The organism is Streptococcus mitis, from assembly GCF_003942685.1.
In the GTDB taxonomy this organism is placed as follows: Bacteria; Bacillota; Bacilli; order Lactobacillales; family Streptococcaceae; genus Streptococcus; species Streptococcus mitis_CD.
This window is the reverse complement of record NZ_RJNR01000002.1, coordinates 1-23635: the sequence shown is the minus strand read 5'-3', so window position 1 is coordinate 23635 and position 23635 is coordinate 1. Positions and strand designations below refer to the sequence as shown.

General features: G+C 35.9%; 26 protein-coding genes. 5 read left to right on the top strand and 21 right to left on the bottom strand.

All coding sequences use genetic code 11. The annotated features are described in order from the left end of the window. Window positions 1-93: 93 nt before the first annotated feature. From D8855_RS01920 to D8855_RS01900, 5 genes are all read left to right on the top strand, one after another. Window positions 94-1062: a thiamine pyrophosphate-dependent dehydrogenase E1 component subunit alpha gene (locus tag D8855_RS01920; protein ID WP_125415666.1), complete on the top strand. Its 969-nt coding sequence runs from the start codon at window positions 94-96 to the stop codon at window positions 1060-1062. A gap of 15 nt (window positions 1063-1077) precedes the next feature. Next, a complete protein-coding gene (locus tag D8855_RS01915) occupies window positions 1078-2070 on the top strand; it encodes an alpha-ketoacid dehydrogenase subunit beta (RefSeq protein ID WP_125415663.1) in 993 nt (330 codons plus the stop codon). A 109-nt stretch (window positions 2071-2179) separates the two neighbouring features. Next, window positions 2180-3223 carry a dihydrolipoamide acetyltransferase gene (locus tag D8855_RS01910; protein ID WP_000752716.1) on the top strand — a complete coding sequence of 348 codons (1044 nt, stop codon included), beginning with the start codon at window positions 2180-2182 and terminating at the stop codon, window positions 3221-3223. 45 nt (window positions 3224-3268) lie between these two features. Beyond that, window positions 3269-4972, top strand: a complete 1704-nt coding sequence (gene lpdA, locus D8855_RS01905; protein ID WP_125415660.1) for a dihydrolipoyl dehydrogenase — start codon at window positions 3269-3271, stop codon at window positions 4970-4972. Between the two features lie 59 nt (window positions 4973-5031). Next, entirely contained in the window at window positions 5032-6021 is a 990-nt protein-coding gene (locus D8855_RS01900; protein ID WP_125415657.1) for a lipoate--protein ligase, read from the top strand. Window positions 6022-6094: 73 nt separating this feature from the next. On the opposite strand, the gene xerS is transcribed toward D8855_RS01900, so the two are convergent. The 21 genes from xerS to D8855_RS01800 all read right to left on the bottom strand — a co-directional run bounded on the left by xerS (window position 6095) and on the right by D8855_RS01800 (window position 23549). Further along, window positions 6095-7165, bottom strand: a complete 1071-nt coding sequence (gene xerS, locus D8855_RS01895; RefSeq protein ID WP_049491412.1) for a tyrosine recombinase XerS — start codon at window positions 7163-7165, stop codon at window positions 6095-6097. A gap of 138 nt (window positions 7166-7303) precedes the next feature. Beyond that, window positions 7304-7594, bottom strand: coding sequence for a hypothetical protein (locus D8855_RS01890; RefSeq protein WP_049491409.1), 291 nt, complete (start codon window positions 7592-7594; stop codon window positions 7304-7306). Further along, complete coding sequence (locus D8855_RS01885; RefSeq protein WP_125415655.1) at window positions 7575-7967, bottom strand: hypothetical protein; 393 nt, start codon at window positions 7965-7967, stop codon at window positions 7575-7577. Before D8855_RS01885 ends, D8855_RS01890 begins: the two co-directional genes overlap by 20 nt. Next, the gene (locus tag D8855_RS01880) at window positions 7949-8794 is read right to left on the bottom strand and encodes a hypothetical protein (RefSeq protein ID WP_260467318.1); all 846 of its coding nucleotides are present in this window, start codon (window positions 8792-8794) and stop codon (window positions 7949-7951) included. Before D8855_RS01880 ends, D8855_RS01885 begins: the two co-directional genes overlap by 19 nt. Beyond that, complete coding sequence (locus tag D8855_RS10730) at window positions 8784-9182, bottom strand: hypothetical protein (protein WP_260467317.1); 399 nt, start codon at window positions 9180-9182, stop codon at window positions 8784-8786. Before D8855_RS10730 ends, D8855_RS01880 begins: the two co-directional genes overlap by 11 nt. Continuing rightward, the gene (locus tag D8855_RS01875; protein ID WP_061589734.1) at window positions 9182-9625 is read right to left on the bottom strand and encodes a hypothetical protein; all 444 of its coding nucleotides are present in this window, start codon (window positions 9623-9625) and stop codon (window positions 9182-9184) included. The genes D8855_RS10730 and D8855_RS01875 overlap by 1 nt, the downstream gene beginning before the upstream one ends. A gap of 41 nt (window positions 9626-9666) precedes the next feature. Next, window positions 9667-9960, bottom strand: coding sequence for a hypothetical protein (locus D8855_RS01870; RefSeq protein WP_260467316.1), 294 nt, complete (start codon window positions 9958-9960; stop codon window positions 9667-9669). Between the two features lie 63 nt (window positions 9961-10023). Next, window positions 10024-10458: a hypothetical protein gene (locus D8855_RS01865; RefSeq protein ID WP_049491882.1), complete on the bottom strand. Its 435-nt coding sequence runs from the start codon at window positions 10456-10458 to the stop codon at window positions 10024-10026. A 73-nt stretch (window positions 10459-10531) separates the two neighbouring features. Beyond that, on the bottom strand, window positions 10532-10765 hold the full coding sequence (locus D8855_RS01860) for a hypothetical protein (protein WP_260467315.1): 234 nt from the start codon (window positions 10763-10765) through the stop codon (window positions 10532-10534). A 98-nt stretch (window positions 10766-10863) separates the two neighbouring features. Then, window positions 10864-11286, bottom strand: a complete 423-nt coding sequence (locus D8855_RS01855) for a hypothetical protein (RefSeq protein ID WP_125415651.1) — start codon at window positions 11284-11286, stop codon at window positions 10864-10866. 407 nt (window positions 11287-11693) lie between these two features. Continuing rightward, entirely contained in the window at window positions 11694-12122 is a 429-nt protein-coding gene (locus tag D8855_RS01850; protein ID WP_125415649.1) for a hypothetical protein, read from the bottom strand. A 173-nt stretch (window positions 12123-12295) separates the two neighbouring features. Next, window positions 12296-13846: a ClC family H(+)/Cl(-) exchange transporter gene (locus tag D8855_RS01845; RefSeq protein WP_125415647.1), complete on the bottom strand. Its 1551-nt coding sequence runs from the start codon at window positions 13844-13846 to the stop codon at window positions 12296-12298. 16 nt (window positions 13847-13862) lie between these two features. Continuing rightward, window positions 13863-14642 carry a ribonuclease HII gene (locus tag D8855_RS01840; RefSeq protein ID WP_084946542.1) on the bottom strand — a complete coding sequence of 260 codons (780 nt, stop codon included), beginning with the start codon at window positions 14640-14642 and terminating at the stop codon, window positions 13863-13865. Further along, window positions 14629-15480, bottom strand: coding sequence for a ribosome biogenesis GTPase YlqF (ylqF, locus tag D8855_RS01835; RefSeq protein WP_070479133.1), 852 nt, complete (start codon window positions 15478-15480; stop codon window positions 14629-14631). Before ylqF ends, D8855_RS01840 begins: the two co-directional genes overlap by 14 nt. A gap of 81 nt (window positions 15481-15561) precedes the next feature. Next, window positions 15562-17070: a tyrosine-type recombinase/integrase gene (locus D8855_RS01830; RefSeq protein ID WP_125415645.1), complete on the bottom strand. Its 1509-nt coding sequence runs from the start codon at window positions 17068-17070 to the stop codon at window positions 15562-15564. An 84-nt stretch (window positions 17071-17154) separates the two neighbouring features. Then, window positions 17155-17388, bottom strand: a complete 234-nt coding sequence (locus D8855_RS01825; protein WP_001022845.1) for a hypothetical protein — start codon at window positions 17386-17388, stop codon at window positions 17155-17157. A 269-nt stretch (window positions 17389-17657) separates the two neighbouring features. Then, the gene (locus D8855_RS01820) at window positions 17658-17882 is read right to left on the bottom strand and encodes a helix-turn-helix domain-containing protein (RefSeq protein ID WP_000919629.1); all 225 of its coding nucleotides are present in this window, start codon (window positions 17880-17882) and stop codon (window positions 17658-17660) included. Window positions 17883-17985: 103 nt separating this feature from the next. Then, window positions 17986-19815 carry an SAG1250 family conjugative relaxase gene (locus D8855_RS01815; RefSeq protein WP_125415643.1) on the bottom strand — a complete coding sequence of 610 codons (1830 nt, stop codon included), beginning with the start codon at window positions 19813-19815 and terminating at the stop codon, window positions 17986-17988. Then, window positions 19802-20167 carry a plasmid mobilization relaxosome protein MobC gene (mobC, locus tag D8855_RS01810; RefSeq protein ID WP_045611556.1) on the bottom strand — a complete coding sequence of 122 codons (366 nt, stop codon included), beginning with the start codon at window positions 20165-20167 and terminating at the stop codon, window positions 19802-19804. Before mobC ends, D8855_RS01815 begins: the two co-directional genes overlap by 14 nt. A 4-nt stretch (window positions 20168-20171) precedes the next feature. Next, window positions 20172-20528, bottom strand: a complete 357-nt coding sequence (locus D8855_RS01805; RefSeq protein ID WP_045611561.1) for an SAG1252 family conjugative relaxosome accessory protein — start codon at window positions 20526-20528, stop codon at window positions 20172-20174. 378 nt (window positions 20529-20906) lie between these two features. After that, window positions 20907-23549 (bottom strand): AAA family ATPase, encoded by a 2643-nt coding sequence (locus tag D8855_RS01800; protein WP_125415641.1) that lies wholly within the window; start codon window positions 23547-23549, stop codon window positions 20907-20909. Between the last annotated feature and the right edge of the window lie 86 nt (window positions 23550-23635).

Genomic DNA, 23635 nt, shown 5'->3' with positions numbered 1-23635 from the left:
TTATTTTGTGAAATTTTCTTTAGAAAAACTTTGACAGTATTTGCCAAAAACGGTAAAATAGTAAGGTAAGAAGAAACTTAGAAAGGCAAGAAGATGTTAACTTTAGATAAAAATCTTTTGCTAGAGATGTTCCGTAAGATGGAAGAAATCCGTCGTATGGACTTAAAAATTGCACAATTGGTAAAGAAAGGGAAAGTGCCAGGAATGACGCACTTTTCTGTTGGAGAAGAGGCAGCTAACGTGGGTGCTATGTTGGCTCTCAATCCAGATGATCTGATCACCTCAAACCACCGTGGTCACGGACAAGCTATTGCCAAAGGGATTGACCTCAACGGAATGATGGCTGAAATCCTTGGCAAATACACTGGAACCTGTAAAGGTAAAGGTGGTTCTATGCATATCGCCGACCTTGATGCTGGTAACCTAGGTGCCAATGGTATCGTAGGTGGTGGTATGGGGATCGCTGTTGGTGCAGCCCTCAGCCAACAAATGCAACATACTGGAAAAATCGTAGTCTGCTTCTTTGGAGATGGTGCGACCAATGAAGGTGTTTTCCACGAAGCAGTGAACATGGCTTCTATCTGGAACCTGCCAGTCATTTTCTATTGCATTAACAACGGTTATGGAATCTCTGCGGATATCAAGAAAATGACTAATGTAGAGCATATCCATCAACGTAGTGCTGCATATGGAATTCCTGGAATGTTCATCGAAGACGGTAACAATGTCATCGACGTCTATGAAGGATTTAAGAAAGCTGTAGATCATGTTCGTGGTGGCAATGGGCCTGTATTGATTGAAAGTGTAACTTATCGCTGGCTTGGCCATTCATCATCTGACCCGGGTAAATATCGTACGCGTGAAGAGGTGGAGTTGTGGAAACAAAAAGATCCAATCGAAAACCTCCGCAATTACCTTATTGAAAATAACATTGCAAGTGCCGAAGAATTGGAAGAAATCCAAGCGCAAGTTAAGGAAGCAGTAGAATCTTCTGTTAAATTTGCTGAAGAAAGTCCATTCCCACCGCTTGAATCAGCATTTGAAGATATTTACGCAGACTAAGGAGAAAGAGATAAAATGGAAACAAAAACAATGTCCTTCCGTGACACCATTATCCTTGCTATGTCTGAGGAAATGCGTCGCGATGAAAATGTGTTCTTGATGGGAGAAGACGTCGGTGTCTTCGGAGGAGACTTCGGTACTTCTGTTGGAATGCTTGAAGAATTTGGTCCAGAACGTGTTCGTGACTGTCCGATTTCTGAAGCTGCCATCTCTGGAGCAGCAGCAGGAGCAGCCATGACAGGACTTCGTCCAATCGTCGATATGACCTTTATGGACTTCTCGGTTATTGCCATGGACAATATCGTCAACCAAGCTGCTAAAACACGTTATATGTTTGGTGGGAAAGGTCAGGTTCCAATGACTGTACGTTGTGCAGCTGGTAATGGAGTTGGATCTGCAGCCCAGCATTCACAATCTCTAGAGTCTTGGTTCACTCATATCCCAGGACTTAAGGTTGTGGCACCAGGTACACCTGCGGACATGAAAGGACTGCTTAAGTCTTCTATCCGTGATAACAACCCTGTTATTATCCTTGAGTACAAGTCAGAATTTAACCAAAAAGGGGAAGTACCAGTTGATCCAGACTATACGATTCCACTTGGAGTTGGGGAAATCAAACGTGAAGGTACGGATGTAACAGTTGTTACTTATGGAAAAATGCTTCGCCGTGTGGTTCAAGCAGCTGAAGAATTAGCAGAAGAAGGAATTTCTGTTGAGATTGTTGACCCACGCACCCTTGTTCCGCTTGATAAGGAGATCATCATTAACTCAGTTAAGAAGACTGGTAAAGTTGTTCTGGTCAACGATGCCCACAAGACAAGTGGCTATATCGGTGAAATTTCAGCTATTATTTCAGAATCAGAAGCATTTGACTATCTAGATGCACCAATCCGCCGTTGTGCAGGAGAAGATGTGCCAATGCCTTATGCACAAAACCTAGAAAATGCAATGATACCAACAGTTGAAAGTATTAAAGAAGCAATCCGAAAAACATATAACAAAGAATAGAACTACATAAGATAAATTATGTAAACAAATAAAGCAGACGAGAAACTTTGCATCTTTTAGGTGCAGTGCTCTCTGCGCGCTTAATATCATAAATAGAATTGGAGAGGTCATGGCTGATGACAAGCTAAGAGCGACTCCTGCAGCTAGAAAGTTAGCGGATGATTTAGGGATCAACCTCTACGACGTTTCTGGCTCAGGTGCAAACGGTCGTGTCCACAAAGAAGACGTGGAAACTTATAAAGACACAAACGTGGTTCGCATTTCGCCACTTGCAAAACGAATTGCCCTCGAACATAATATTGCTTGGCAGGAAATCCAAGGAACGGGTCACCGTGGTAAGATCATGAAGAAGGACGTTTTAGCCTTGCTTCCTGAAAATATCGAAAACGACACCATTAAGTCTCCTGCTCAGATTGAAAAAGTGGAAGAAGTCCCTGATAACGTAACACCATACGGTGAAATTGAACGTATTCCAATGACACCAATGCGTAAGGTTATTGCCCAACGCATGGTTGAATCTTACCTAACTGCGCCAACCTTCACCCTCAACTATGAAGTTGATATGACTGAAATGTTGGCTCTTCGTAAGAAGGTTCTTGAGCCAATCATGGAAGCAACTGGGAAGAAGACTACTGTAACAGACCTTCTTTCACTTGCTGTTGTTAAGACTCTTATGAAACACCCTTATATCAACGCTTCATTGACAGAAGATGGCAAGACCATTATCACTCACAACTATGTCAATCTTGCCATGGCAGTTGGGATGGATAATGGATTGATGACACCTGTTGTTTACAATGCTGAGAAGATGAGTCTTTCAGAACTGGTTGTAGCCTTCAAAGATGTTATTGGTCGTACCTTGGATGGTAAATTGGCTCCAAGTGAACTGCAAAATTCAACATTTACTATCAGTAACTTGGGAATGTTTGGCGTTCAGTCCTTTGGTCCAATCATCAACCAACCCAACTCAGCTATCCTTGGTGTGAGCTCGACAATTGAGAAGCCAGTTGTTGTCAATGGTGAAATTGTGATTCGCCCTATCATGAGCCTAGGATTGACCATTGATCACCGTGTCGTAGATGGTATGGCTGGTGCTAAGTTTATGAAGGACTTGAAAGAATTGATTGAAAATCCAATATCAATGTTGATTTAAGAACAAGAGTATTCATTTTTAAGATATAGATAAAGGAAGGAAGACATGGCCTTAGAAGTAATTATGCCAAAAGCCGGCGTGGATATGACAGAAGGACAAATCGTCCAATGGAATAAAAAAGTCGGAGAATTTGTAAAAGAAGGAGAAATCCTTTTGGAAATCATGACTGATAAAGTCAGCATGGAATTGGAAGCTGAAGAAGATGGGTACTTGATTGCCATTCTCAAAGGAGATGGCGAAACTGTCCCTGTAACGGAAGTTATCGGTTACCTTGGCGAAGAGGGGGAAAACATCCCAACAGCTGGAGCCGCATCGCCAGAAGCTAGCCCAGCACCTGCAGCAAGTGCCTCAAACGATGATGGTAAGAGCGATGATGCTTTTGATATCGTTGTGATTGGTGGAGGTCCTGCTGGTTATGTTGCAGCCATCAAAGCTGCCCAACTCGGCGGTAAGGTTGCCCTTGTTGAGAAATCTGAACTTGGTGGAACCTGCTTGAACCGTGGCTGTATCCCAACTAAGACCTATCTTCACAACGCTGAAATTATCGAAAACATCGGTCATGCCGCAAACCGTGGTATCGTCATCGAAAATCCAAACTTCACTGTTGATATGGAAAAACTTTTAGAAACTAAATCTAAAGTTGTTAATACTCTTGTTGGTGGTGTTGCAGGACTTCTTCGTAGCTACGGAGTTACTGTTCATAAAGGAATTGGTACGATTACTAAAGACAAGAATGTCTTGGTAAATGGTTCTGAATTGCTTGAAACCAAGAAAATCATCCTAGCTGGTGGTTCAAAAGTCAGCAAAATCAACGTTCCTGGTATGGAATCTTCACTTGTCATGACCAGTGACGACATTCTTGAAATGAACGAAGTTCCAGAAAGCCTTGTTATCATCGGTGGTGGTGTTGTCGGTATCGAACTCGGTCAGGCCTTCATGACATTTGGTTCAAAAGTGACTGTTATCGAAATGATGGACCGTATCGTCCCAGCTATGGACGCTGAAGTTTCTAAGAACCTTCGCTTGACCCTTGAGCGTAAAGGTATGACTATCTTAACTGACACTAAACTCCAAGAAATCATTGAGGAAAATGGTGAACTTCGTATCAAGGTTGAAGGAAAAGACGATATCATCGCAAGCAAAGCTCTTCTTTCAATTGGTCGTGTGCCAGACCTTGAAGGTATTGGAGAGGTTGAGTTTGAATTGGATCGTGGTCGTATCAAGGTCAACGAATACATGGAAACTTCTATTCCAGGTATCTACGCACCAGGTGACATCAACGGTACGAAGATGTTGGCGCACGCAGCCTTCCGTATGGGTGAAGTTGCTGCTGAAAATGCTCTTAAAGGAAATCATGCTGTAGCCAAGTTGAACTTGACTCCTGCAGCCATCTACACTCTCCCAGAAGTAGCAGCAGTAGGTCTCACAGAAGAACAAGCTCGTGAGAAATACGATGTTGCTATCGGTAAGTTCAACTTTGCTGCTAACGGTCGTGCTATTGCCTCAGATGCTGCTCAAGGTTTCGTAAAAGTCATTGCAGATAAGAAATACGGAGAAATCCTTGGTGTTCATATTATCGGTCCTGCAGCTGCAGAATTGATCAATGAAGCGTCAAGCATTATCGAAATGGAAATCACTGTTGAAGAAATGCTGAAAACTATCCACGGACATCCAACTTATTCTGAAGTGATGTACGAAGCATTTGCGGATGTTCTAGGAATGGCCATCCATTCACCTAAGAAAAAATAAAAGAAAGATAGATTAGACTGGAAAGGTATTTTCCAGTCTCTATCGTATAAAGGGATATCATGAAATATATTATCAATCATTCAAACGACACTGCCTTTAATATTGCCTTGGAAGAATATGCCTTTAAACACCTTTTGAATGAGGATCAAATCTTCCTACTTTGGATTAACAAGCCATCTATCATTGTTGGTCGTCACCAGAATACCATCGAAGAAATCAACCGTGATTATGTTCGAGAAAATGGTATTGAGGTGGTCCGCCGTATCAGCGGTGGTGGAGCCGTTTACCACGATTTAAATAACCTCAACTACACGATCATCTCAAAAGAAGATGAAAACAAGGCTTTTGATTTCAAGAGCTTCTCAACTCCAGTTATCAATACCCTGGCTCAACTTGGGGTTAAAGCTGAGTTCACAGGCCGTAATGACCTTGAGATTGATGGTAAGAAGTTCTGTGGCAATGCCCAAGCCTATATCAATGGCCGTATCATGCACCACGGTTGCTTGCTCTTTGACGTTGATTTGTCAGTCCTTGCTAACGCCCTTAAGGTTTCAAAGGATAAATTTGAATCAAAAGGTGTGAAATCTGTTCGTGCTCGTGTGACCAATATTATCAATGAATTACCAGAAAAAATCACAGTCGAAGAATTCCGTGATTTACTACTGGAATACATGAAAAAAGAGTACCCAGAGATGACTGAATACGTTTTTTCTGAGGAAGAATTGGCTGAAATCAATCGAATCAAGGATACTAAGTTTGGTACTTGGGACTGGAACTACGGTAAATCACCTGAATTTAACGTCCGTCGTGGAACCAAATTCACTAGTGGTAAGGTGGAAGTCTTTGCTAATGTTCTCGAATCAAAAATCCAAGACATCAAGATTTACGGTGACTTCTTTGGTATTGAAGACGTTGCTGCAGTAGAAGCTGTCCTTCGTGGGGTAAAATACGAACGCGAAGATGTCCTTAAAGCGCTAGAAACCATTGATATCACACGCTACTTCGCTGGTATTAGCCGTGAAGAAATCGCTGAAGCGGTAGTAGGATAAACCAAAAAGAAGCTGGTCCTACAACCAGCTTCTTTTTTAAAAATTATATATTACATAATTTATTTTATGTATTTTACAAACTATCTAGAGCATTCTTTTGTTCATCATTGACGATATGGGTATAGAGGTCAGTGACTTGTGTACTGGCATGTCCTAGCTGATGACTGACCAAAACTTGCGATTTAGTGGCATCATAGAGCCTGGTTGCTAGCGTATGGCGCAGTTTATGGGGAGTTACACGCACTTTGAAGTCCTCAGAGTACTTAGCAACCATCTTTTCCACGCTGGAAGCATCGATACGATTGGGAACACCTCTATAAAGTGTTAAAAAGAGGGCTGTATCCGTCTTTTCCGTCTTATAGCGTTGATTTCGAATGGCCAGATAATTTTCTAGATAAGGCTTGGCAAAGGCAGCGACATTGACAGAGTCACGTTTGCCACCTTTTCGAGTGACATCAATAACCATCATTTTTAGATTGAGATCTCTTAGATCTAGATTAACAGCTTCAGATAAGCGGACACCAGACGCCAATAGAAGGGCAATAATGGCCAAATCACGTTCTTTATTTTTGTTGAATGATGAGAGAGCGCGATTTGAAAGTTGTTGTGGATACTCTTGGTCAATATAAGTTAGAAAACCTTCTGTTTCATCACCTAAAAAGAGTTTTTGCTTGATGTTTTCAGCTCTGGCAGCAAGTGTTTCTTTCTTTTTCTTGGTTGAAACTTTTTTCATTACATTACGATAGAAATAAGGTTCCCCCTGGTCGTTTTCAACCTCCTCGGTCAGATACTTGTAAAGACTAGAAAGTGCTGACAAAGTCCGATTGATAGTTGTCTGAGAAACTCCTTGCTTTGTTGTATTAGCATTCAGCAAAGGACGTTCACGTAGGTAAAGGATAAAGGATTCCATGTCTTTCTTAGACATATTTTCCAAGACAGATAAAGGAATATCAGACATTTTATCAGCGTTTGAAATACCAGACTCCAAAACCCAGCTGAAAAATCGATCGTATTCCTTGAGGTATTCGTACAAGGTTGTAAAACTGTAAGGAACAGCAAGCTTAGATTGGTAGTATTCCAGAACATACCAGGGCATGATTTGTTTTAGTTTGTCGATTCGTTCCAGTAAAATCTCACGTTTCATGTATTTTCTCCATAAATAAGTCTACTAGTAGTATAGCATAGACTTATTTATTTTTCAAGAAAATTATAGTTTTTCGGAAAGATGTTATAGAGGACATAGATGCAAAGAAAACTATATAACCATACGAAAAATTCTTCTTTATACATCATCATACTTGACTAACATATTAGGTATTTTTGTTTCAAGACTTTTGCGGACTTTTCCTTGTATTGCAGTGTCCATTTGGCTGTTAATACTTGTTATTGTTGCTTTAGTATCTCTTGCAATTGTTTTCGATTTTTGGTCAAAACTTTCTTTTATTTGATTTTTAGCGGTCTTTGCCAATTGGCATTGAGCCAGAATACGATTTCTTTCCATCATTCGATACATTTGTTTTAGAGCGTATTGGTATTCTTCATCAGTATAGTACTCATTCATTGGTGCTTGCATAATTTCTCCTTAGTTTTTGATATTCTTCATCTAAGATATTTTTTCTTTGTCGAAATTCTTTATCTATTTTTTCTTTTTCTTCTTCCAGTTTTATTTCATTAGTTCTATAGACTTGGTTAGAATGATATCTCAAATTTTCTATCTCTGTAAAGTACTCTCTAACACAATCAGCTGGTGATGAAAACTTTCTTAATACTAGGTACATTTTATCAGCTTCTTCGTTCATGATCTTTTCTAATCTTACAGAACGTTCCTCTAATTCTAGTGTCTTTTTCTCTAACTTGTTCTTTTCCAGATAGTATTGTTCTTCGAGGTTAAGAATTTCCCTCTCTTTTTGTCTAATGGCATCCCATTTTACATCTCTGCTTTCCATTGTCTGAACTCCTTAGCAAATTGTGTGTCTGTTGCCACTGTTTTTTCGATGACTTCCTGTAATTGTTTATCTAACTGTTCAAATGCTTGGGCGGGAGCATTCATCTTAGCGACTATTTGATCCGTTTCTGCCTGAAAAGTATCGATAAACTGTGCTTGAGTGATACCTTGGCTAGCAAAAAGGCTTTCAACTTCATAGGGAGCCAAGGCTGTGTAGCTTGTAAAATCGATTTTTGACCAAATTTCTTGTAATTCTTGATTGGCGTTTTTGGCTAAGGCGCTCACTTCATCAGCTCCAGTTCTTGCTGCTGTAGCCATAGATGATGATAGGATAGAACCTTGAGCTGCATCTAGGTATATTTCCTCAGAGCTACTAATACCACCTGATGACCATTTTGATTTCAAGTCCTTGTAATGAGCCATTTCTCGGAGACTGTTGGCATAAGCTCGATAAACACCACTAATTAAGGGTTTTCCACCTTTACCATCAACAACTTGACCTGTTACAGGATCAAACTCCCAATCATCGATATTGTGGCTAGTTCCGTCCAGCCAGTATATTGTATCAGGCATTTTTAAGAAAGACTTATTAAACCATTCGGGGTGATTGAAATCATTGATAACGACAACATTATCAGACTTTCTACGATAATCAATAAACATAGCTGGATTTTTGTCTATGAATGCTTTTTCCTCATTAGAAAGTGAAAGATAATAAAACCAGGCATTGAATGTAGTCGTAGGGATGTGATATTTTGCTCCTACCTTTAGCATGTAAGACCCTTGTGAATAACCAGAAAGTTGACTAACCTCATATCTAGGGTCCATCCATAATTTCTTTTACAAATCGGTCTGCTACATAATATTGGGGTGACAAACTTGTTTCTCTTTCTACAAGAGCATTCGCAGTATCAATCTTAGTAAGAGTTCCCGGGTCCGTTCCCGCAGCAATCACAGCTATACTTTTATAATCCAGTTTGCCATTGACCATAGGAGCTACCGCCAAACCATCAAACCCTGTTCCTGGGTCAGACTTAGTGGCAACAACACGGAATTCTTGACCAGCGGATATTATGGTGTTTGTTTCACCTTTATTTTTAGGCGAAGGAGTAACAATTTTGTAACCCTTTCGCTTGGCATATTCTGGATTGGAACTATAAACATTTTTCCCTTGATTTAATTCATTAAGTTGTTTATCTGTATAAGTGAAAACCACTACTGTTCTCCTTTTTCTTTATCCGAATAATATATAGTAACTAAAGATGTTGTTTTCCCTTTATGAGAATTCAATATTTCCCACTGGTCATTTATTTCTTTATTTGTTTTTCCATTAACAAAACCATTATAATTTTCAACTTCATTTAAAGAGTGGCCTACACGATATTCTATTTTTACTTTATCTGAAAATAGAATATTTACATCACAAGACCAGTCGCCCGGAGGGGTTGTATATTCTGGATTGGAAATTTTGATTTCTTCTATCCCTTCATATGAATTCTTTAAGGCATTTACCAAACTAACTTCATACTCTCTATTCCGACGTTCTTCTTGGGATTTCCCTAACATGCTAAACATAAAAACACCTCCTACTGTGATGGTTGCGAGTAACAAAATGATTAGCAGCCTTTTATGACTTTTTTTATTGCTGGAATTATTCATTTAAGCTTTTCTCCTTTTTCTTATTATACTATAAGATTAGCCTATATTACACTATAATAAGAAAAAGTTATTTTACATCTGTCAGTCTTAGTAGGACTATCAGGGTCCGTTCCAGCAGCAATCACGGCTACATTTTTATAATCTGGTTCGCCATTGACAATTGGTGCAACTGCTAGTCCATCAAAACTTGTTTCAATGTCAGACTTAGTCGCAACAACACGGAATTCTTGACCATCGGAGGTAGTTATAGTGTTGGTTTCATAGCTAGCTAATTCAGAATCAGGTTTATTAACAACAAGCTTTTTATATTTTCGTCTAGCAAACTCTGAATTCACACTGTAAACCCCATTATCTCTATTTAATATTATTAAGCTGTTTATCTGTATAATTAAATGTCATTATTGCTCTCCTTCGTCGTTATCAGAATAAGTTACCCTGATTTTCGAAGTGGTTTTACCCTTGTTTTCATTCAAAAATTGTCTATCTTTTATTCTTCCTTCCCATTCCAACGAAGCATCAGTTATTTCCTCAGTGTCTAAAGAATATCCAATCCCATACTTAATTTTTCTTTCATCTTTGAACTTGATTTCTACATCACAAGACCATGACCCTGGTGGGTTTGTATAATCAGGATTCATAATCTTGATCTCTTCTATCCCGTCATAAGAATTTTTTAAAGCATTTACCAAACTAACTTCATACTCTCTATTCCGACGTTCTTCTTGAGATTTCCCTAACATGCTAAACATAAAAACACCTCCTGCTGTGATAATTGCGATTGACAAAAATATTAGTAACCTTTTATGACTTTTTTTGATGCCAGAATTATTCATTTAAGCTTTCCTCCTTTTTATTATACTATAAGAAAGATTAGTCTATATTACACTATAATAAGAAAAAGTTTTTTCATCTATCAATCATAGTAGGGCTCCCAGGATCCGTTCCTGTAGCAATCACACCTATACTTTTATAATCCAGTTTGCCGTTGACAATAGGAGCTACCGCCAAACCATCAAAACCTGTTTCAATGTCAGACTTAGTCGCAACAACACGGAATTCTTGACCATCTGAGGTGGTTATAGTGTTGGTCTCTTCGAAATCAGATGAAGAAGGATTCGGATTAGGAGTTTCGGTAACCAAAGGTCTATTATTTCTCTCGGCATATTCAGCATTGACGCTATATACATTCTTCCCATGGTTTAATTCATTAAGTTGTTTATCAGTATAATTGAATACCATTACTGCTTCCCTCTTTCTTTGTTGGAGTATGTAACCGTAACTGTATTAGTTGTTATTCCTTTTCTTAGGTTAAGAAAATCTCGTTGTCCATAAGTCATACGACCGTTATAATTTTGTTTCTCATCTAAGTTATGTGGAATTCCATAAAAGATTTTTTCTCCATCTTTGAACAAGATATCAATCTTACAAGACCAGTCGCCGGGAGGATTCGTGTATTCTGGATTGGACATTTTAATCTCCTCAATCCCTTGGTAAGAATTTTTTAAAGCATTTACCAAACTAACTTCGTACTCTCTATTCCGACGTTCTTCTTGAGATTTCCCTAACATGCTAAACATAAAAAAACCTGCTGCTGTGATGATTGCGAGTAACAAAACGATTAGTAACCTTTTATGACTCTTTTTATTGCTGGAATTGTTCATTTAAGCTTTTCTCCTTTTTATTATACTATAAGAAAGATTAGTCTATATTACACTATAATAAGAAAAAGTTATTTTACATCTGTCAATCATAGTAGGACTCCCAGGATCGGTTCCAGCAGCAATCACGGCTACATTTTTATAATCTGGTTTGCCGTTCACAATAGGTGAAACCGCCAGTCCATCAAAATCTGTTTCAATGTCAGACTTAGTGGCGACAACACAGAATTCTTGATCATCGGAGGTGGTTATGGTGTTAATTTCACTTTTTTTTAACTCGTTATCTGATTTAGCAGTAACAATATTTGTTCGATTTTCTTTACGTTGTACGAACTAAGTATTAACACTGTAAACATTCGGACCTTGATTCAATTTATTAAGTTGTTTATCTGTATACATGTATTTATTCATCATAGGTCTCCTTCTGAGCCATTCGAATATTTAACTTTTGACTTAGTAGAACCTCGTCTAGAATTTAGAAAATGTTGAAATTCTTCATCTTCGTTATTATATACACCGATCCTAATTTTATTCGAGTTTATATCAAAAGCTAAAACATGTTCCTTAGATGTTCCATCAAAAAATTTTAGTTTCACATCAGCCCCCCAAGCCTCTGAAGGAATTAAGCTGTACGAGGGGTTCGTAATTGTTATCTCCTCAATCCCTTCATATGAATTCTTTAAAGCATTCACCAAACTAACTTCATACTCTCTATTCCGACGCTCTTCTTGGGATCTCCCTAACATAGAAAACATAAAAACACCTCCTGCTGTGATGATTGCGAGTGACACAACGATTAGAAGCCATTTATGACTTTTTTTGATGCCAGAATTACTCATTTAAGATTTCCTCCTTTTCTCATTATACTATAACCTAGAATAATTTAATCATTTTTTATAATATATTATAATATTTCTAACAAGAAAAAACCGACCTCATTGCTGAGAATCGGTTTTCTAGTGTATTTAATTAAGAAATTCGTTTTCACATAACATAAATTATGTAAAAACTTCTACAATAACAAATCTTTGACTTTCCCAATTTCACTTTTTGGAATAACTAGGTGAATCATATCTCCGAGATACATTCTGGTTGAGCCGTTAACTGTTTGGCTCTTGCCATTATGGACTTGGGTGGTGATGAGTACGTTATGTGGTAAGTTGAGTTCGTGAACTTGTTTTCCTGCTATTTTATCTGAAACAGGGATTTCAATGAGAGTGACTTCTCCTTCATCTGTCGCTTCTTCTGGGAGCATTTTTTCCAACATAGCCTCATAGACTGGTGCACCCTTGAGTAGATCCATGATGATGTAAGCAACCAAGGTGACTAATCCAAGTGGCATGAGGTTTCGAATATCTCCTACCATTTCGGTTACCAGAATCATAGCAGTTAAGGGAGCCTTGGATATTGCTCCAAAATAGCCACTCATTCCTAGAATGACAAATATAGGGAATTGCTGCTGACTGACAAGTCCAAGATTGACACAAATAACACCAACTAGAGCTCCAAGTAAGGAGCCAAGCGCTAAAATTGGTAGGAAAATTCCTCCTGGAAGGCCACTTCCATAACTAATCATGCTCCAAACAAAGCGAATCAAAAAGTAAACTAATAGAACTTGGAAACTAAAATCTTGTTCAGTTAAGGAAAGAACCAGCTGATTTCCACCACCAAGGATTTGTGGTAAGAAGATTCCGACTGGGATGATGAGAATGAAAGCCAGAATTGGATAATAAGCTCTATCCAAACGGATTTTTTGACCAAGCCAGTCATAAACTCTACCAACATTGAGCACAGCTTTCTCATAGAGAAAACCAGATAGTCCAAGAAAAACTCCCATAAGGAGGTAAATCCAATACTGGTCTAGGGTCATGAGTGGGATGTTGTCTGGCATGTCCAGTACGGGTGTTAAGCCAAATATGAGTAGTGAGACAAAGTTTGCTACGAGACTAGCTGCGAGAGTAGATACCCAGAAAAAGCGTGAAAAATGGTGATAAACTTCTTCTACCACAAAGAGAAGTCCTGCAATAGGAGCATTAAAGGCTGCGGCTAATCCTGCTGCAGCTCCACTTGCAATAAGGGAACGTTCCTCAACTGGACTGGATTTGAGCCACTTAGCAATTCCTTTACCGCCGACAGCTCCAAGTTGAATACTTGGTCCTTCACGCCCCAGCATGAGTCCACTGGCAATTGCAAGAATTCCTAGAACATATTTTTTCCAAAGAACGCCCCACCAGTTGAGGGTCATGAGTCCCTTTAATTCAGCTTCGACTTGAGGAATTCCTGAGCCTTTGATATCTTTTTCTGACCGTGTTAATTTCGTACTGAGCCAACAAACTATTAAATAAAATAGACCAATGATAAAAAGATTGCGCACTAGGTGCGCTTGATCTTGATAAAGTCCTTGTATCAGGTGGAAGCCTTTTTCGATTAAAAACCGAAAAGATCCAACGATAATTCCAACAACGAGACCAACAATGATTCCTCGTCCAACTTGGGATAATATGGTACTCGAGGCAAAGGCAAATTCTTTCTTGGAACTGAGTGTTTCTGACTGTTCCTCCATAATCATTCCTTCTAACTTAACTTTCTTTTTCTCCTAAAACCAGTGATTTAACGGGTTCAAAGCTGGTTCGGTGAATTGGTGTAACTCCTAGTTTTTCCAGTCCTTCTAGATGTTTAACTGTTCCATATCCTGCATTAGTAACAAAGTCATAGCCAGGAAATTGCTGGTCGTATTCCTTCATCAATTCATCACGTGTCACTTTGGCTACTATAGAAGCTGCTGCAATTGAAAGGGAATTGGCATCTCCTTTGATGATAGATGTTTGTGAAATTGGCAAATCCAGTTTCATGGCATCTATCAAAAGGTGCTCAGGTTGAGGCCTGAGCTGGGAGATTGCTTCCTGCATAGCCAGTTTGGTTGCTTCATAGATATTGACTTGGTCGATGACCTGATTATCCATGATACCAATGCCGATTGACAAGGCTTTGTCTTGAACTGCTTGGAAAATCTCCAGATGTTTCTTTTTAGGAATTTTCTTGCTGTCATTGAGGCCTTTAATTTTACAATTTTGAGGTAAAATAACAGCTGCAGCGACTACAGGCCCAGCCAGAGGTCCACGACCAACCTCGTCAACACCAGCAATTAAGGTCAATCCTTGCTTGTTCAGTTCTTTTTCATAGGAAAGCATGGATTCCAAACGAAAATCTTCATCCAATTCTGCCTGAATGGCTTTTTTACGCTTGATGATTTCCTTTTTAACTCCAGAACGATCATCCTTTTCAAGCTCTAAAAAAATAGGGCTTTCTAACTCCTTGACCGTTGCAAGGAGTTCTTTGATTTCTTTAATCGTCGCCATCGAGGTCTTCCAATGTATCTAAGGTATAGTTACCGAGTTTGCCATCACGGACTTCCTTCACGAAGAGACTGTAAAAACGGTCATAGTCGTCACGGAAACCGAGGGCACGAGTCATGTCCATAATAATAACCGGCGCTTCTTCTTCAATCTTCATTTGTTTGAAGCGTTCGGCCAACTTTTCTGGATAATGTTCTTTGAAATAATTGAGGCCAAAAATAGTTACCTCATCCATAGGAAGTAACTGGTCTTTGATAGCTCCAGTCAAGGCTAGTTTAAGAGCAACAGTTTCGTCTTCGAATTTAGGCCAGAGAATCCCTGGTGTGTCCAAGATTTCCAGGTCTTTATTGGTTTTGAGCCATTGTTGCCCTTTGGTAACACCTGGTTTATTGCCGACAACGGCAATTTTTTTACCAGCTAAACGGTTCATAAGAGTGGATTTACCAGCATTTGGAATCCCGACAATCATGGTACGCAAGGTTTCAATCTTGATACCACGTTCTTTCTGACGAGCAATCTTATCCGCCATGAGCTTTTTGGCCGCATCTGTTACAACTTTTACAGTCACTTGCTCTTTGGAGTTGATAGCTAGCGTCTGAATTCCTTGTGATTCAAAATACTGGCGCCATTCCTTGGTCATTGCTGGATCGGCCAAGTCCGCCTTGTTTAAAATCAAGAGTTTTGGTTTGTCACCAACAATTTTGGTCAACATAGGATTTTGACTAGATAGAGGTAAGCGGGCATCCACCAAAATCGTCACAAAATCAACAAATTTTAAATTTTCCTGAACCTGTCGACGAGCTTTAGACATGTGACCAGGAAACCATTGAATAGTAGCCATTGAGTTTTTTTCCTTTCATAGCAAGGGTTTAGAGCCCCTATTTTATTTTACTATTGTCTAAACACCAAGCGAACACCAAAACTACCATGCAATGGAAAAACCTCTGATTTGATTCTCGCTTGATTTCACAATCTTTATATCAAACTGTGGGTGGTATTTGACAATATCTTTTTTGATTTTTAATAGTAAATTTGAAACAATATTTTTAGGTGAGTAACGTGGACTAAGATGTAACAAGTCTTTGAACTCATCAACACTTAATTCTACTTTATTGCTATTATCACTAGTTTCAATGAATTTTTCAATCATTCTGGAATATTTACAGGTATAACTTTTCAATTCTTCAAAATGGAAATTGTGATTTTCTACAAATTGATTTAAGGCTTTTACAGTATTTTCTTGTGAACGATTTATATTATGTGTATAGCCCATTGTTGTCTCAAAGTTAGCATGTCCTACTCTAGTCATAATATCTTTCACTGCTATGTGCATCTCATTGCTTTGAAGGTAACTAATATGCATATGCCTAAACGAATGGGGAGTAACATGTTTTACCCACTTAAAACCATAGTCACTTAAACAATTTGTCAATAATTTTCCTTCTATTCGTTTCAAAATTTGACGAAAAGTGCTTGATGTTATTGGAGAGCCGTATTCTGTTCTAAATACACTTTCAGAATGTGTAAAAGCAGGACAGGGATGTTTCTTCATATATGCATCAAACTCTTTATTTCTCTGTATTGTCCTTTTAATAGCTTCGCTTGCAGCTTCAGGCAAAGCTACTTCTCTAATTGAATTGAGTGTTTTAGTTGTATCAAAATGAAATTGTTTAACTTTTAAACAATGATATTGAAGTGCTTTATCAATATGCAAGATTCCTTTTTCAAAATCAATATCTGATGGTAAAAATGCTGCTTCACTAATTCGAATACCTGTAAGCAACAATACTATAGCAAGATCATAATAGTTTGCATTTCTGCATTGGCTTAATACATCAAAAAATGCATGTAATTCATGGATTTCTAGAAATTTAGAATCATGTCTTTCTTTTGCTTTACGCCTTTTCTCTAGTGAAATATCTAGTTTTACCGCAGTCATTGGAGAAAACTTAATGACATTATATAACACACCATGATTAAAAATCTTATTACAAGTACTTTTTATATGAGTCATTGTTGAAGGCGATGCATCATACATTTCTAAATATTTATTGAGACTATTTTTCATCAGAAGTGGAGTAATCCTGTCTAACAAAAAATCATCTCCTATAATTTTCCCAAGACGCTTCATAACCAGTAGTTCTCTCTGAATTGTTTGTGGTTTAACAGAGACACACCAAGTCTGAAACCAATTTTCTTTTAACTCTCCAAATGTTGTAATCAGTTCAGGACTAAACTGACTTTCAAATGAAGTAGTTAGTCTATCTATTTTATCAAGAACCTCTCTTTCAGCTTGTTTCCTCGCCCTACTAGTATTCTTAGTATAACTTACAGTTACTGATTTCCACTTTCCTGTTAGTGGATCTTTGTACTTTTCAACCACTTGATATAAGGGTTGCCCTTTTGAATTTGTTTTAGTTACATAATACATAATTTAATTCCTCTTAACTCTTAAAAAGAAATAAATCATTGTTGTATAGAATAAATAACTACCCTATATTATACCATGACTTCCTTATTTTGTCCGCTTTTGCTTCCATCTTAAGAAACTTTCAAATCCTTCTAGATTAATGAAAACAAGTTTATGGGTTGGGTTAATTACATACATGGAAAATGTTCTGTTTTCTCGCATTTCTTTAATCCATCTGTTCAATGTATATTGATTCAAACCATCCCATCTTTTTAGAATTCCTTTTTTATCGGCCCATTCTGCAATGGAATTTTCGACAGATATATATTTTATATTCATGACATCATCCTTCCTAAAAAATATTTTTACCTCCATGGCATGACTGATGAAGTCATCATAAGAATTTCACTTACTGCTCTTTTACGGTGGCAGCCTGAACGGTCAGAAGTATCATTGTATATCATTTGTATCATGGCATATAAAGTATCGCTCTATTTTATTGATGGTTTTAATATCGCTCTTATCATGGCGAGCCATTCAAAACTGCTCCACAAATGAGGAAAGTACCATTTTGGACTATTCAATTGTCAATGTGCTTTCTTAACCTACTACTTTTTGGAGTAATGGTCTTCTTTATTATCCACTCGACCTACAAGGTAGTCTAGACTCACCTTATAAAAATCTGCAAGTTTGATAAGGTCATTTATAGAGATTAGCCTGCTACCAGCTTCCATTTTAGAATAAGATGATCTTGTACAATTCAAAACGATTTTCGCAATATATTCTTGTGTCAAATCATCATCTTCACGTAAATCTCTAATCCTTTTCAACATTTGTTGTCTCCTAAAACAAGTATAATATAGTTATTTTCTTATTTTTAAATATGTGACAAATTGGCACATGAAACTATTCTATATATACTTTTTAGGAAACTGTTTACTCTAAATGTATCTCATTTTCCTCAATAGATTTCATATTTTGTTTTTTCTTATATTTCTTTATTGTTTTATTAAACATTTCAAATAAATTTATTGCTTCTCTATGTTGTTCCTTCAGTTTTTCAATTCTTCCTTTATAGAAGTATAAATCCTTCTCTATTATATCTACTGAACTTTTACCTTGAATACTATTTTCTAAATTGCTAGAACTATTTGTCGTATCATTCAACAATACTTCTTCTAAATTAGTTAAATCATTAATTTTATTTTGAACTTGTTCAATCATATTCTCTAGATATGATATTTGGGCAATGAAATCATTTGTTATATCTTCAAAATCATTCGGACTATTTTCCTCAGATATAAGAAAATCTAATTGTTCTATTTTTTCTTTAATTTTGCTAAGAGGAATTCTTCTATACATATACTGCGGTTCATACTGAACATTAAATTGCCTAATCAAAGTTTTACCTTTCATAAAGCGATTTTTTTCTGCTGAATCTTTATGATATACATAGTAAGAACTAGTTTCTCTGAGAAATACTTTAACTTTTTCTTCTTCCATATTGATTTGAATATTTGGTACAAAAATAAGTCCTTCTTGTCGGATACCAAACTGTACCTTAATGTAAATTCCATCGTCTACTACTTCTTCTATTTGATTAAGATTCAACTCTACTTCAAACTCATGAACAGTATCCCTATTTCTCTTGAAATCTTGATAGGATTTCCATAACACCTCTTCTGTCGGCAACTCTTTTTCTTTAATTAGCTTTTCTTTATTGTAAAGTTCAACTAAATTTTTATTATCTAAGACAAAAGTTTCATTTTTGTTATTAAAATGGTCTTGAAAATAACTAACACTGTACTGATTCGTTTTTCCCAATTCCTGTTCTGAAAGCTTAATCCCATTAAATTCAAATAGAACATGTTTTTCTTTCNGAATTATTTTTAAGTCAAAAAATTCTGCTTGTTGAATCAATTCATTCATATTCTTCATTTTCGGAAGTAGAAATTCTAAGATGTTTATAATTTCCCTTTGAACAAACTTTTGCTTAAAATAAGTTTCATTATAAGGTTGTTTTCTATTCAATTTATCATCACGTATGACTTGTTTCATATTTGAATCAGTCATAAAAAAAGTAACATGCTTGTGTCTAAAATCAATTTTTAAATGTAAAGCTTTTGCTTTTTTCCTGAAATCTTCAAAATTTTTCGAGTTCTCAATTAGAAAATATACCCGTTGTTTTATTTCATATTTGTAATTGGTTTTTCGATAAACTTCATACTGACGATGCGAATAACGATTTTCTATAATCTTTGCACCTGCAATTTTTGAGAGACGATCTGAAACCATTCGTAGATTACGTTCTGACTTATAATTCCATAGAAACTTTTTATCAGAATTCTGATCAATTGAATTTAGAATGATATGGTTGTGGATATGATCTTTATCGACATGAGTTGCTACGATAAAACGAAATCTACCTCCTGTCAACTCTTTAACTGTCTCATAACCAATCCGATTGATTTGTTCGGGAGTAAGATGGTCATCTGGAGAAAAGGACTGAACGATGTGATGAGAATGAATTTTTCGTTGATTTACTTCTTGCCTATCATGACGAAATTCGTAAAGACTATCATTACTTAAAAAATTATCATTGTACATCTTCACTAGTTCTTCATAACTAGGAAAATCTAAATAATTTCTCATTCCAAAATCTGAAACTAGTGTTAGGTTTTTTGTTTTACTTGGATTCAAAATATATTTGATTAGTTTACTACGATAATTTTTTCCATGAATCGCAAAGTGTTTAGTGATGACCATAAAATTTCCTCAATTTTTCAGATTGAATAAGAAAATCTTTCTCCACTTCTACTATTAACTCTTCTATACCTTTTCTCAACTCATTTAATTCAACTTCCGTTATTAAATTAGAATAATTTATGCTCCTAGCTATTTGATTAATATTATTTCCTATTCGTTTTAATTCAAAAACCAAATCTTGATAACTATTTGTATCAATGGTGATAAAATTCATACCAGGATTTAGTAGAGTTCGTCTAGCATATTCTGAGAATGATAAGCAGTTACTTTTTGAGATATTTTCATTCAATTTCACTAATTCTAGGTCAGATAAAAAGACTTTTTTTAAATTTGTTCTATATCGGTGCTCCACTCTACTACCTCATGTATTTGTTACGAAAATTTTCACTAAGAGGAGCTGTTTTTTCTACCTCTTTAATTAATTCCTGAATACAAGTTAACAAAATAGAAACATGTTCGTGAGTAACCTGATGATTTGTTTTAGCAATTATCAATACTTCATAAACATCACGGCTAATTTGTTCCAATTTTTGCTGTTTCCAAAGACTGAACCATTTTTCCGTCTGTTTTTGTCCATCAGATAATAGTAAGCTTTTACGGAGAAAATCAGAAAAATTATCCTCTCCTTTCTCTCTCATTAAATCTAGTATTTGTTTTTCTTCCGTTTCTGTTAAGCGAAATTGTTTCCGAATACTACGTATATCTCTTTTCATATGATTTTTCCTCCTTCATTGATACCTGTACTGACAATGTAAGCTTACAGACACTGTCAGTACATCTTTCAAAATAGCTTCAACATTTTTGTAAGGCTTTGCGAGCTCAGATATTGTGTCCACAATATCCCAAAAATCATATCGCCAACCGACCAAAACATTCCAGTTTTGACAGTCAACGATAAGATAACGTGGTGGCTCCGCCCCCAACCCCCAGTGAAACATCAAGACCTGATTTTCTTAGGAATGATATAAGGATAACAAGGAAGATTTGAAAAAGGTATCACACTGTTTAAAAGAGAATATGAAAAAGAGAGCCGAAGCTCTCAGATATTTCTTATATAGTTAATTCCTCTAAATTTATTAACTTACTGTCCATTAATAGCTGGTATCATCCAGTAATAAGATGCTCTTAATATTCTTTAGTTCTACATTGGATATTTCAGAGTCTGAAAATAATTCAAATTTATATTTTATAAACATAGCACTGCCATCATTATGTGTAGACATAATAATTTGGTAGTCTGATAATGAATGTCTTATTAAATCAATTAGAGCATATACATTCATAGAATCCATATCTTGAATCGGATCATCAATTGATAAAAATTTGAACTCTTTTGAAATCTTAAATGTAGTATTTAGTGCCAAAGTGAAAGCAAATGAAATAACAGCTACTTGTCCGGAACTCAATTGATACATCACATCCTGCTCACTATTACTATTTGCTATAAACCTGATATTAGAATTATTTTGAGTTGTTAGTAGAACTCCCATTCCTTGTTGGTAATTTTGTAAAATTTTAGCAGTGTACATATAGAAGGGAAGCTTCAACTTTTGAATCATCTGTTCTTGGTAAGAATTTATATTATTATTTAATTCCCTAACACGATTCTGAAGATATGTAATCGTTTGTTCAATGATTTGAAGACGTTTCTCAATTTGGTGAAACATCGTTAAATTTTGTAATTCAAACTGGTTAATAATATATTCTCTCTTTTGATTGATACTTTCTATAGTACAGTCCTCAAAAATTTTTTCATTAGATTCAAAGTATTTATCAAACAGATTTTGTAAATCTGAACTTTTAGAATTATCAAATACTATTTGTGATCTAAGCTCCTCTAAAAATACTAATAACCCGTCTTTGTTCTCTTCAAATTTATGTAAGGAAATGGGTAAGAGTCCAAAAGAAATTCCAAATTCCCTTATTGATTCTCCATCTAAAATAGAATATTTTTCTAAAAGTTTTTCAAAATCTACTCTCTTACTTACTACTCTAAGAAAAGTATCATAGACTTCATTTGGAATCAACTGTTTTTCTTGCAATAAACTTATTAACTCTTTTTTCAAAAACTCAAACTTTTGTAGCGAAGCATTCTCATAAACTAACATAGGCGTCATCTCTGAATTCATTACAACCAAGTTGCTAAAAGACTCAGGAAAATCATAATTACTTATTGATCGTATCGCCATCAAAAAATCATCAGGAATAACAAAAAGTTTCTCTTGCTCCATTTGGATCTGATTCTGTAATTCCATTTTTAATTGATTTAATTCTTCAACCAAATTTGAAACTTCTATTTCAAAATTAGTCAAATTTTTACGCAGTTGATTCGTTGTTTCTTCGTAAGCAAGCAGTAAATTCTTGCTTTCAATCCAATCATAACCACAAAATACACATTCTGAATGGTTATTATCACTATGTTCTTTTAGACGGCTTCTTATCTCGAGTAGTTTGTTAATCGAATCTGTTCCATCATCCAACTGCTCTTTTTTATTCTTGTAGTTTGTTAACTTGGAATCAAACATTTCAAACCATACTTTACCAAATTCCCAATCTACAAAGCCATTTAAAGAATTCTTAATTAACTCTATATTAAGTTTATCAATTTCGACATCAAGCAAACTCTTTAGAATTTTTCCACGTTTAAATATTCTACTATCATTTTCCAACGATTCCAGTTGTTCAATATAGTTTTTAAGCAAAAAATATGAGTAATTTTTTTCATTTGAAATTAAACTATGATTTTGTTTAATAGACTCTATATTTTCCTGATTTTCAAAGATTTTTCTAATTATTAAGTAGCAAATAAAATCTTTATCTTCCAACACATCTCGCTCAAATTGCTCACTTTGTTTCCTAAGAAAGTAATCCTTTGGAGAAAATGAATCCCGAAATTCTTGTAATTTCTCAATTTCTGATAGATATATATTTAAACTTTCATTTGACAATTCATCATCAAAAACAATCGACTTATTGTTAAAAGCAAAGTCAGTATCTTCTCTAAGAGATAATTTCGAATATAGGGTGTTGTACTTAATTGGGGAATTTTTTAGTTTACCCTTTTTTGCTCTTAGTTCCTTTTCAGTAGAGGATAAAGTACTTCTTAAACGCTCTAATCTATTTTTCCTATTAACATAGTTTCCAATATTTAACAGAAAATTCAATTGTTCCTTTCTATCTTTTTCCTTTTGCTTCAAATAATAAGCTGTTTCATCTTGTTGAATATAATTAAACAAATCAAAAGTATCACCTAAGCTATAATCTTCTGATTCATATCCTAAAAACTGACTAATGTCCTTTTGTATATCTCTTTCACTCGAACCCTCAAAGTCTTCATCAGATTGAAATGAGATTCCTGGACCAACCCGAACTCTTCTTTGAAATTTAGAAAATGAAAACTTTGGTACATTGCTGCCCTCAGTATTCATACTACTCTTATAGAGACTAGATACTATCAAAGAATTCCCCTCATCATTTGTCAACATAAGCTCAATGAATGTATTTTCATTAGGATTATTTTGAAAATATGGAGCACTAAAACTACTTCTACCGTCACTATAATCGGACTCTTCAATTCGACGAATCTTCCCAGTCAATGATAACTCTATTGCGTCAAAAATTGTAGTTTTTCCAAATCCATTTGGTCCAACAAACAAAGTTACATTCTCTTGAAAATCAATAATTCTTTCCTTTATATTTTTAAAGTTTTTTATTAATATTTTTTTGATTTTCATTGTAATAATTCTCCTATTTGTAGCAATTCAGAAATAATTTTATCATCAGTAGAAATATCTTTTAGTGATTTTGATAATTTCTCGTC

What these genes read in the sequence shown, in the direction of transcription:
- D8855_RS01805 (WP_045611561.1), bottom strand. Translation starts at nt 20,528, where the DNA reads ATGAAAAGAGATATACGTAGTATTCGGAAACAATTTCGCTTAACAGAA.
- D8855_RS01900 (WP_125415657.1), top strand. Translation starts at nt 5,032, where the DNA reads ATGAAATATATTATCAATCATTCAAACGACACTGCCTTTAATATTGCC.
- D8855_RS01875 (WP_061589734.1), bottom strand. Translation starts at nt 9,625, where the DNA reads ATGAATAATTCCAGCAATAAAAAAAGTCATAAAAGGCTGCTAATCATT.
- D8855_RS01885 (WP_125415655.1), bottom strand. Translation starts at nt 7,967, where the DNA reads ATGGAAAGCAGAGATGTAAAATGGGATGCCATTAGACAAAAAGAGAGG.
- D8855_RS01845 (WP_125415647.1), bottom strand. Translation starts at nt 13,846, where the DNA reads ATGGAGGAACAGTCAGAAACACTCAGTTCCAAGAAAGAATTTGCCTTT.
- xerS (WP_049491412.1), bottom strand. Translation starts at nt 7,165, where the DNA reads ATGAAACGTGAGATTTTACTGGAACGAATCGACAAACTAAAACAAATC.
- D8855_RS01880 (WP_260467318.1), bottom strand. Translation starts at nt 8,794, where the DNA reads ATGGACCCTAGATATGAGGTTAGTCAACTTTCTGGTTATTCACAAGGG.
- D8855_RS01830 (WP_125415645.1), bottom strand. Translation starts at nt 17,070, where the DNA reads ATGTATTATGTAACTAAAACAAATTCAAAAGGGCAACCCTTATATCAA.
- D8855_RS01890 (WP_049491409.1), bottom strand. Translation starts at nt 7,594, where the DNA reads ATGCAAGCACCAATGAATGAGTACTATACTGATGAAGAATACCAATAC.
- D8855_RS01825 (WP_001022845.1), bottom strand. Translation starts at nt 17,388, where the DNA reads ATGAATATAAAATATATATCTGTCGAAAATTCCATTGCAGAATGGGCC.
- lpdA (WP_125415660.1), top strand. Translation starts at nt 3,269, where the DNA reads ATGGCCTTAGAAGTAATTATGCCAAAAGCCGGCGTGGATATGACAGAA.
- D8855_RS01915 (WP_125415663.1), top strand. Translation starts at nt 1,078, where the DNA reads ATGGAAACAAAAACAATGTCCTTCCGTGACACCATTATCCTTGCTATG.
- ylqF (WP_070479133.1), bottom strand. Translation starts at nt 15,480, where the DNA reads ATGGCTACTATTCAATGGTTTCCTGGTCACATGTCTAAAGCTCGTCGA.
- D8855_RS01865 (WP_049491882.1), bottom strand. Translation starts at nt 10,458, where the DNA reads ATGAATAATTCTGGCATCAAAAAAAGTCATAAAAGGTTACTAATATTT.
- D8855_RS01820 (WP_000919629.1), bottom strand. Translation starts at nt 17,882, where the DNA reads ATGTTGAAAAGGATTAGAGATTTACGTGAAGATGATGATTTGACACAA.
- D8855_RS01855 (WP_125415651.1), bottom strand. Translation starts at nt 11,286, where the DNA reads ATGAACAATTCCAGCAATAAAAAGAGTCATAAAAGGTTACTAATCGTT.
- D8855_RS01840 (WP_084946542.1), bottom strand. Translation starts at nt 14,642, where the DNA reads ATGGCGACGATTAAAGAAATCAAAGAACTCCTTGCAACGGTCAAGGAG.
- D8855_RS01910 (WP_000752716.1), top strand. Translation starts at nt 2,180, where the DNA reads ATGGCTGATGACAAGCTAAGAGCGACTCCTGCAGCTAGAAAGTTAGCG.
- D8855_RS01850 (WP_125415649.1), bottom strand. Translation starts at nt 12,122, where the DNA reads ATGAGTAATTCTGGCATCAAAAAAAGTCATAAATGGCTTCTAATCGTT.
- D8855_RS01800 (WP_125415641.1), bottom strand. Translation starts at nt 23,549, where the DNA reads ATGAAAATCAAAAAAATATTAATAAAAAACTTTAAAAATATAAAGGAA.
- D8855_RS01920 (WP_125415666.1), top strand. Translation starts at nt 94, where the DNA reads ATGTTAACTTTAGATAAAAATCTTTTGCTAGAGATGTTCCGTAAGATG.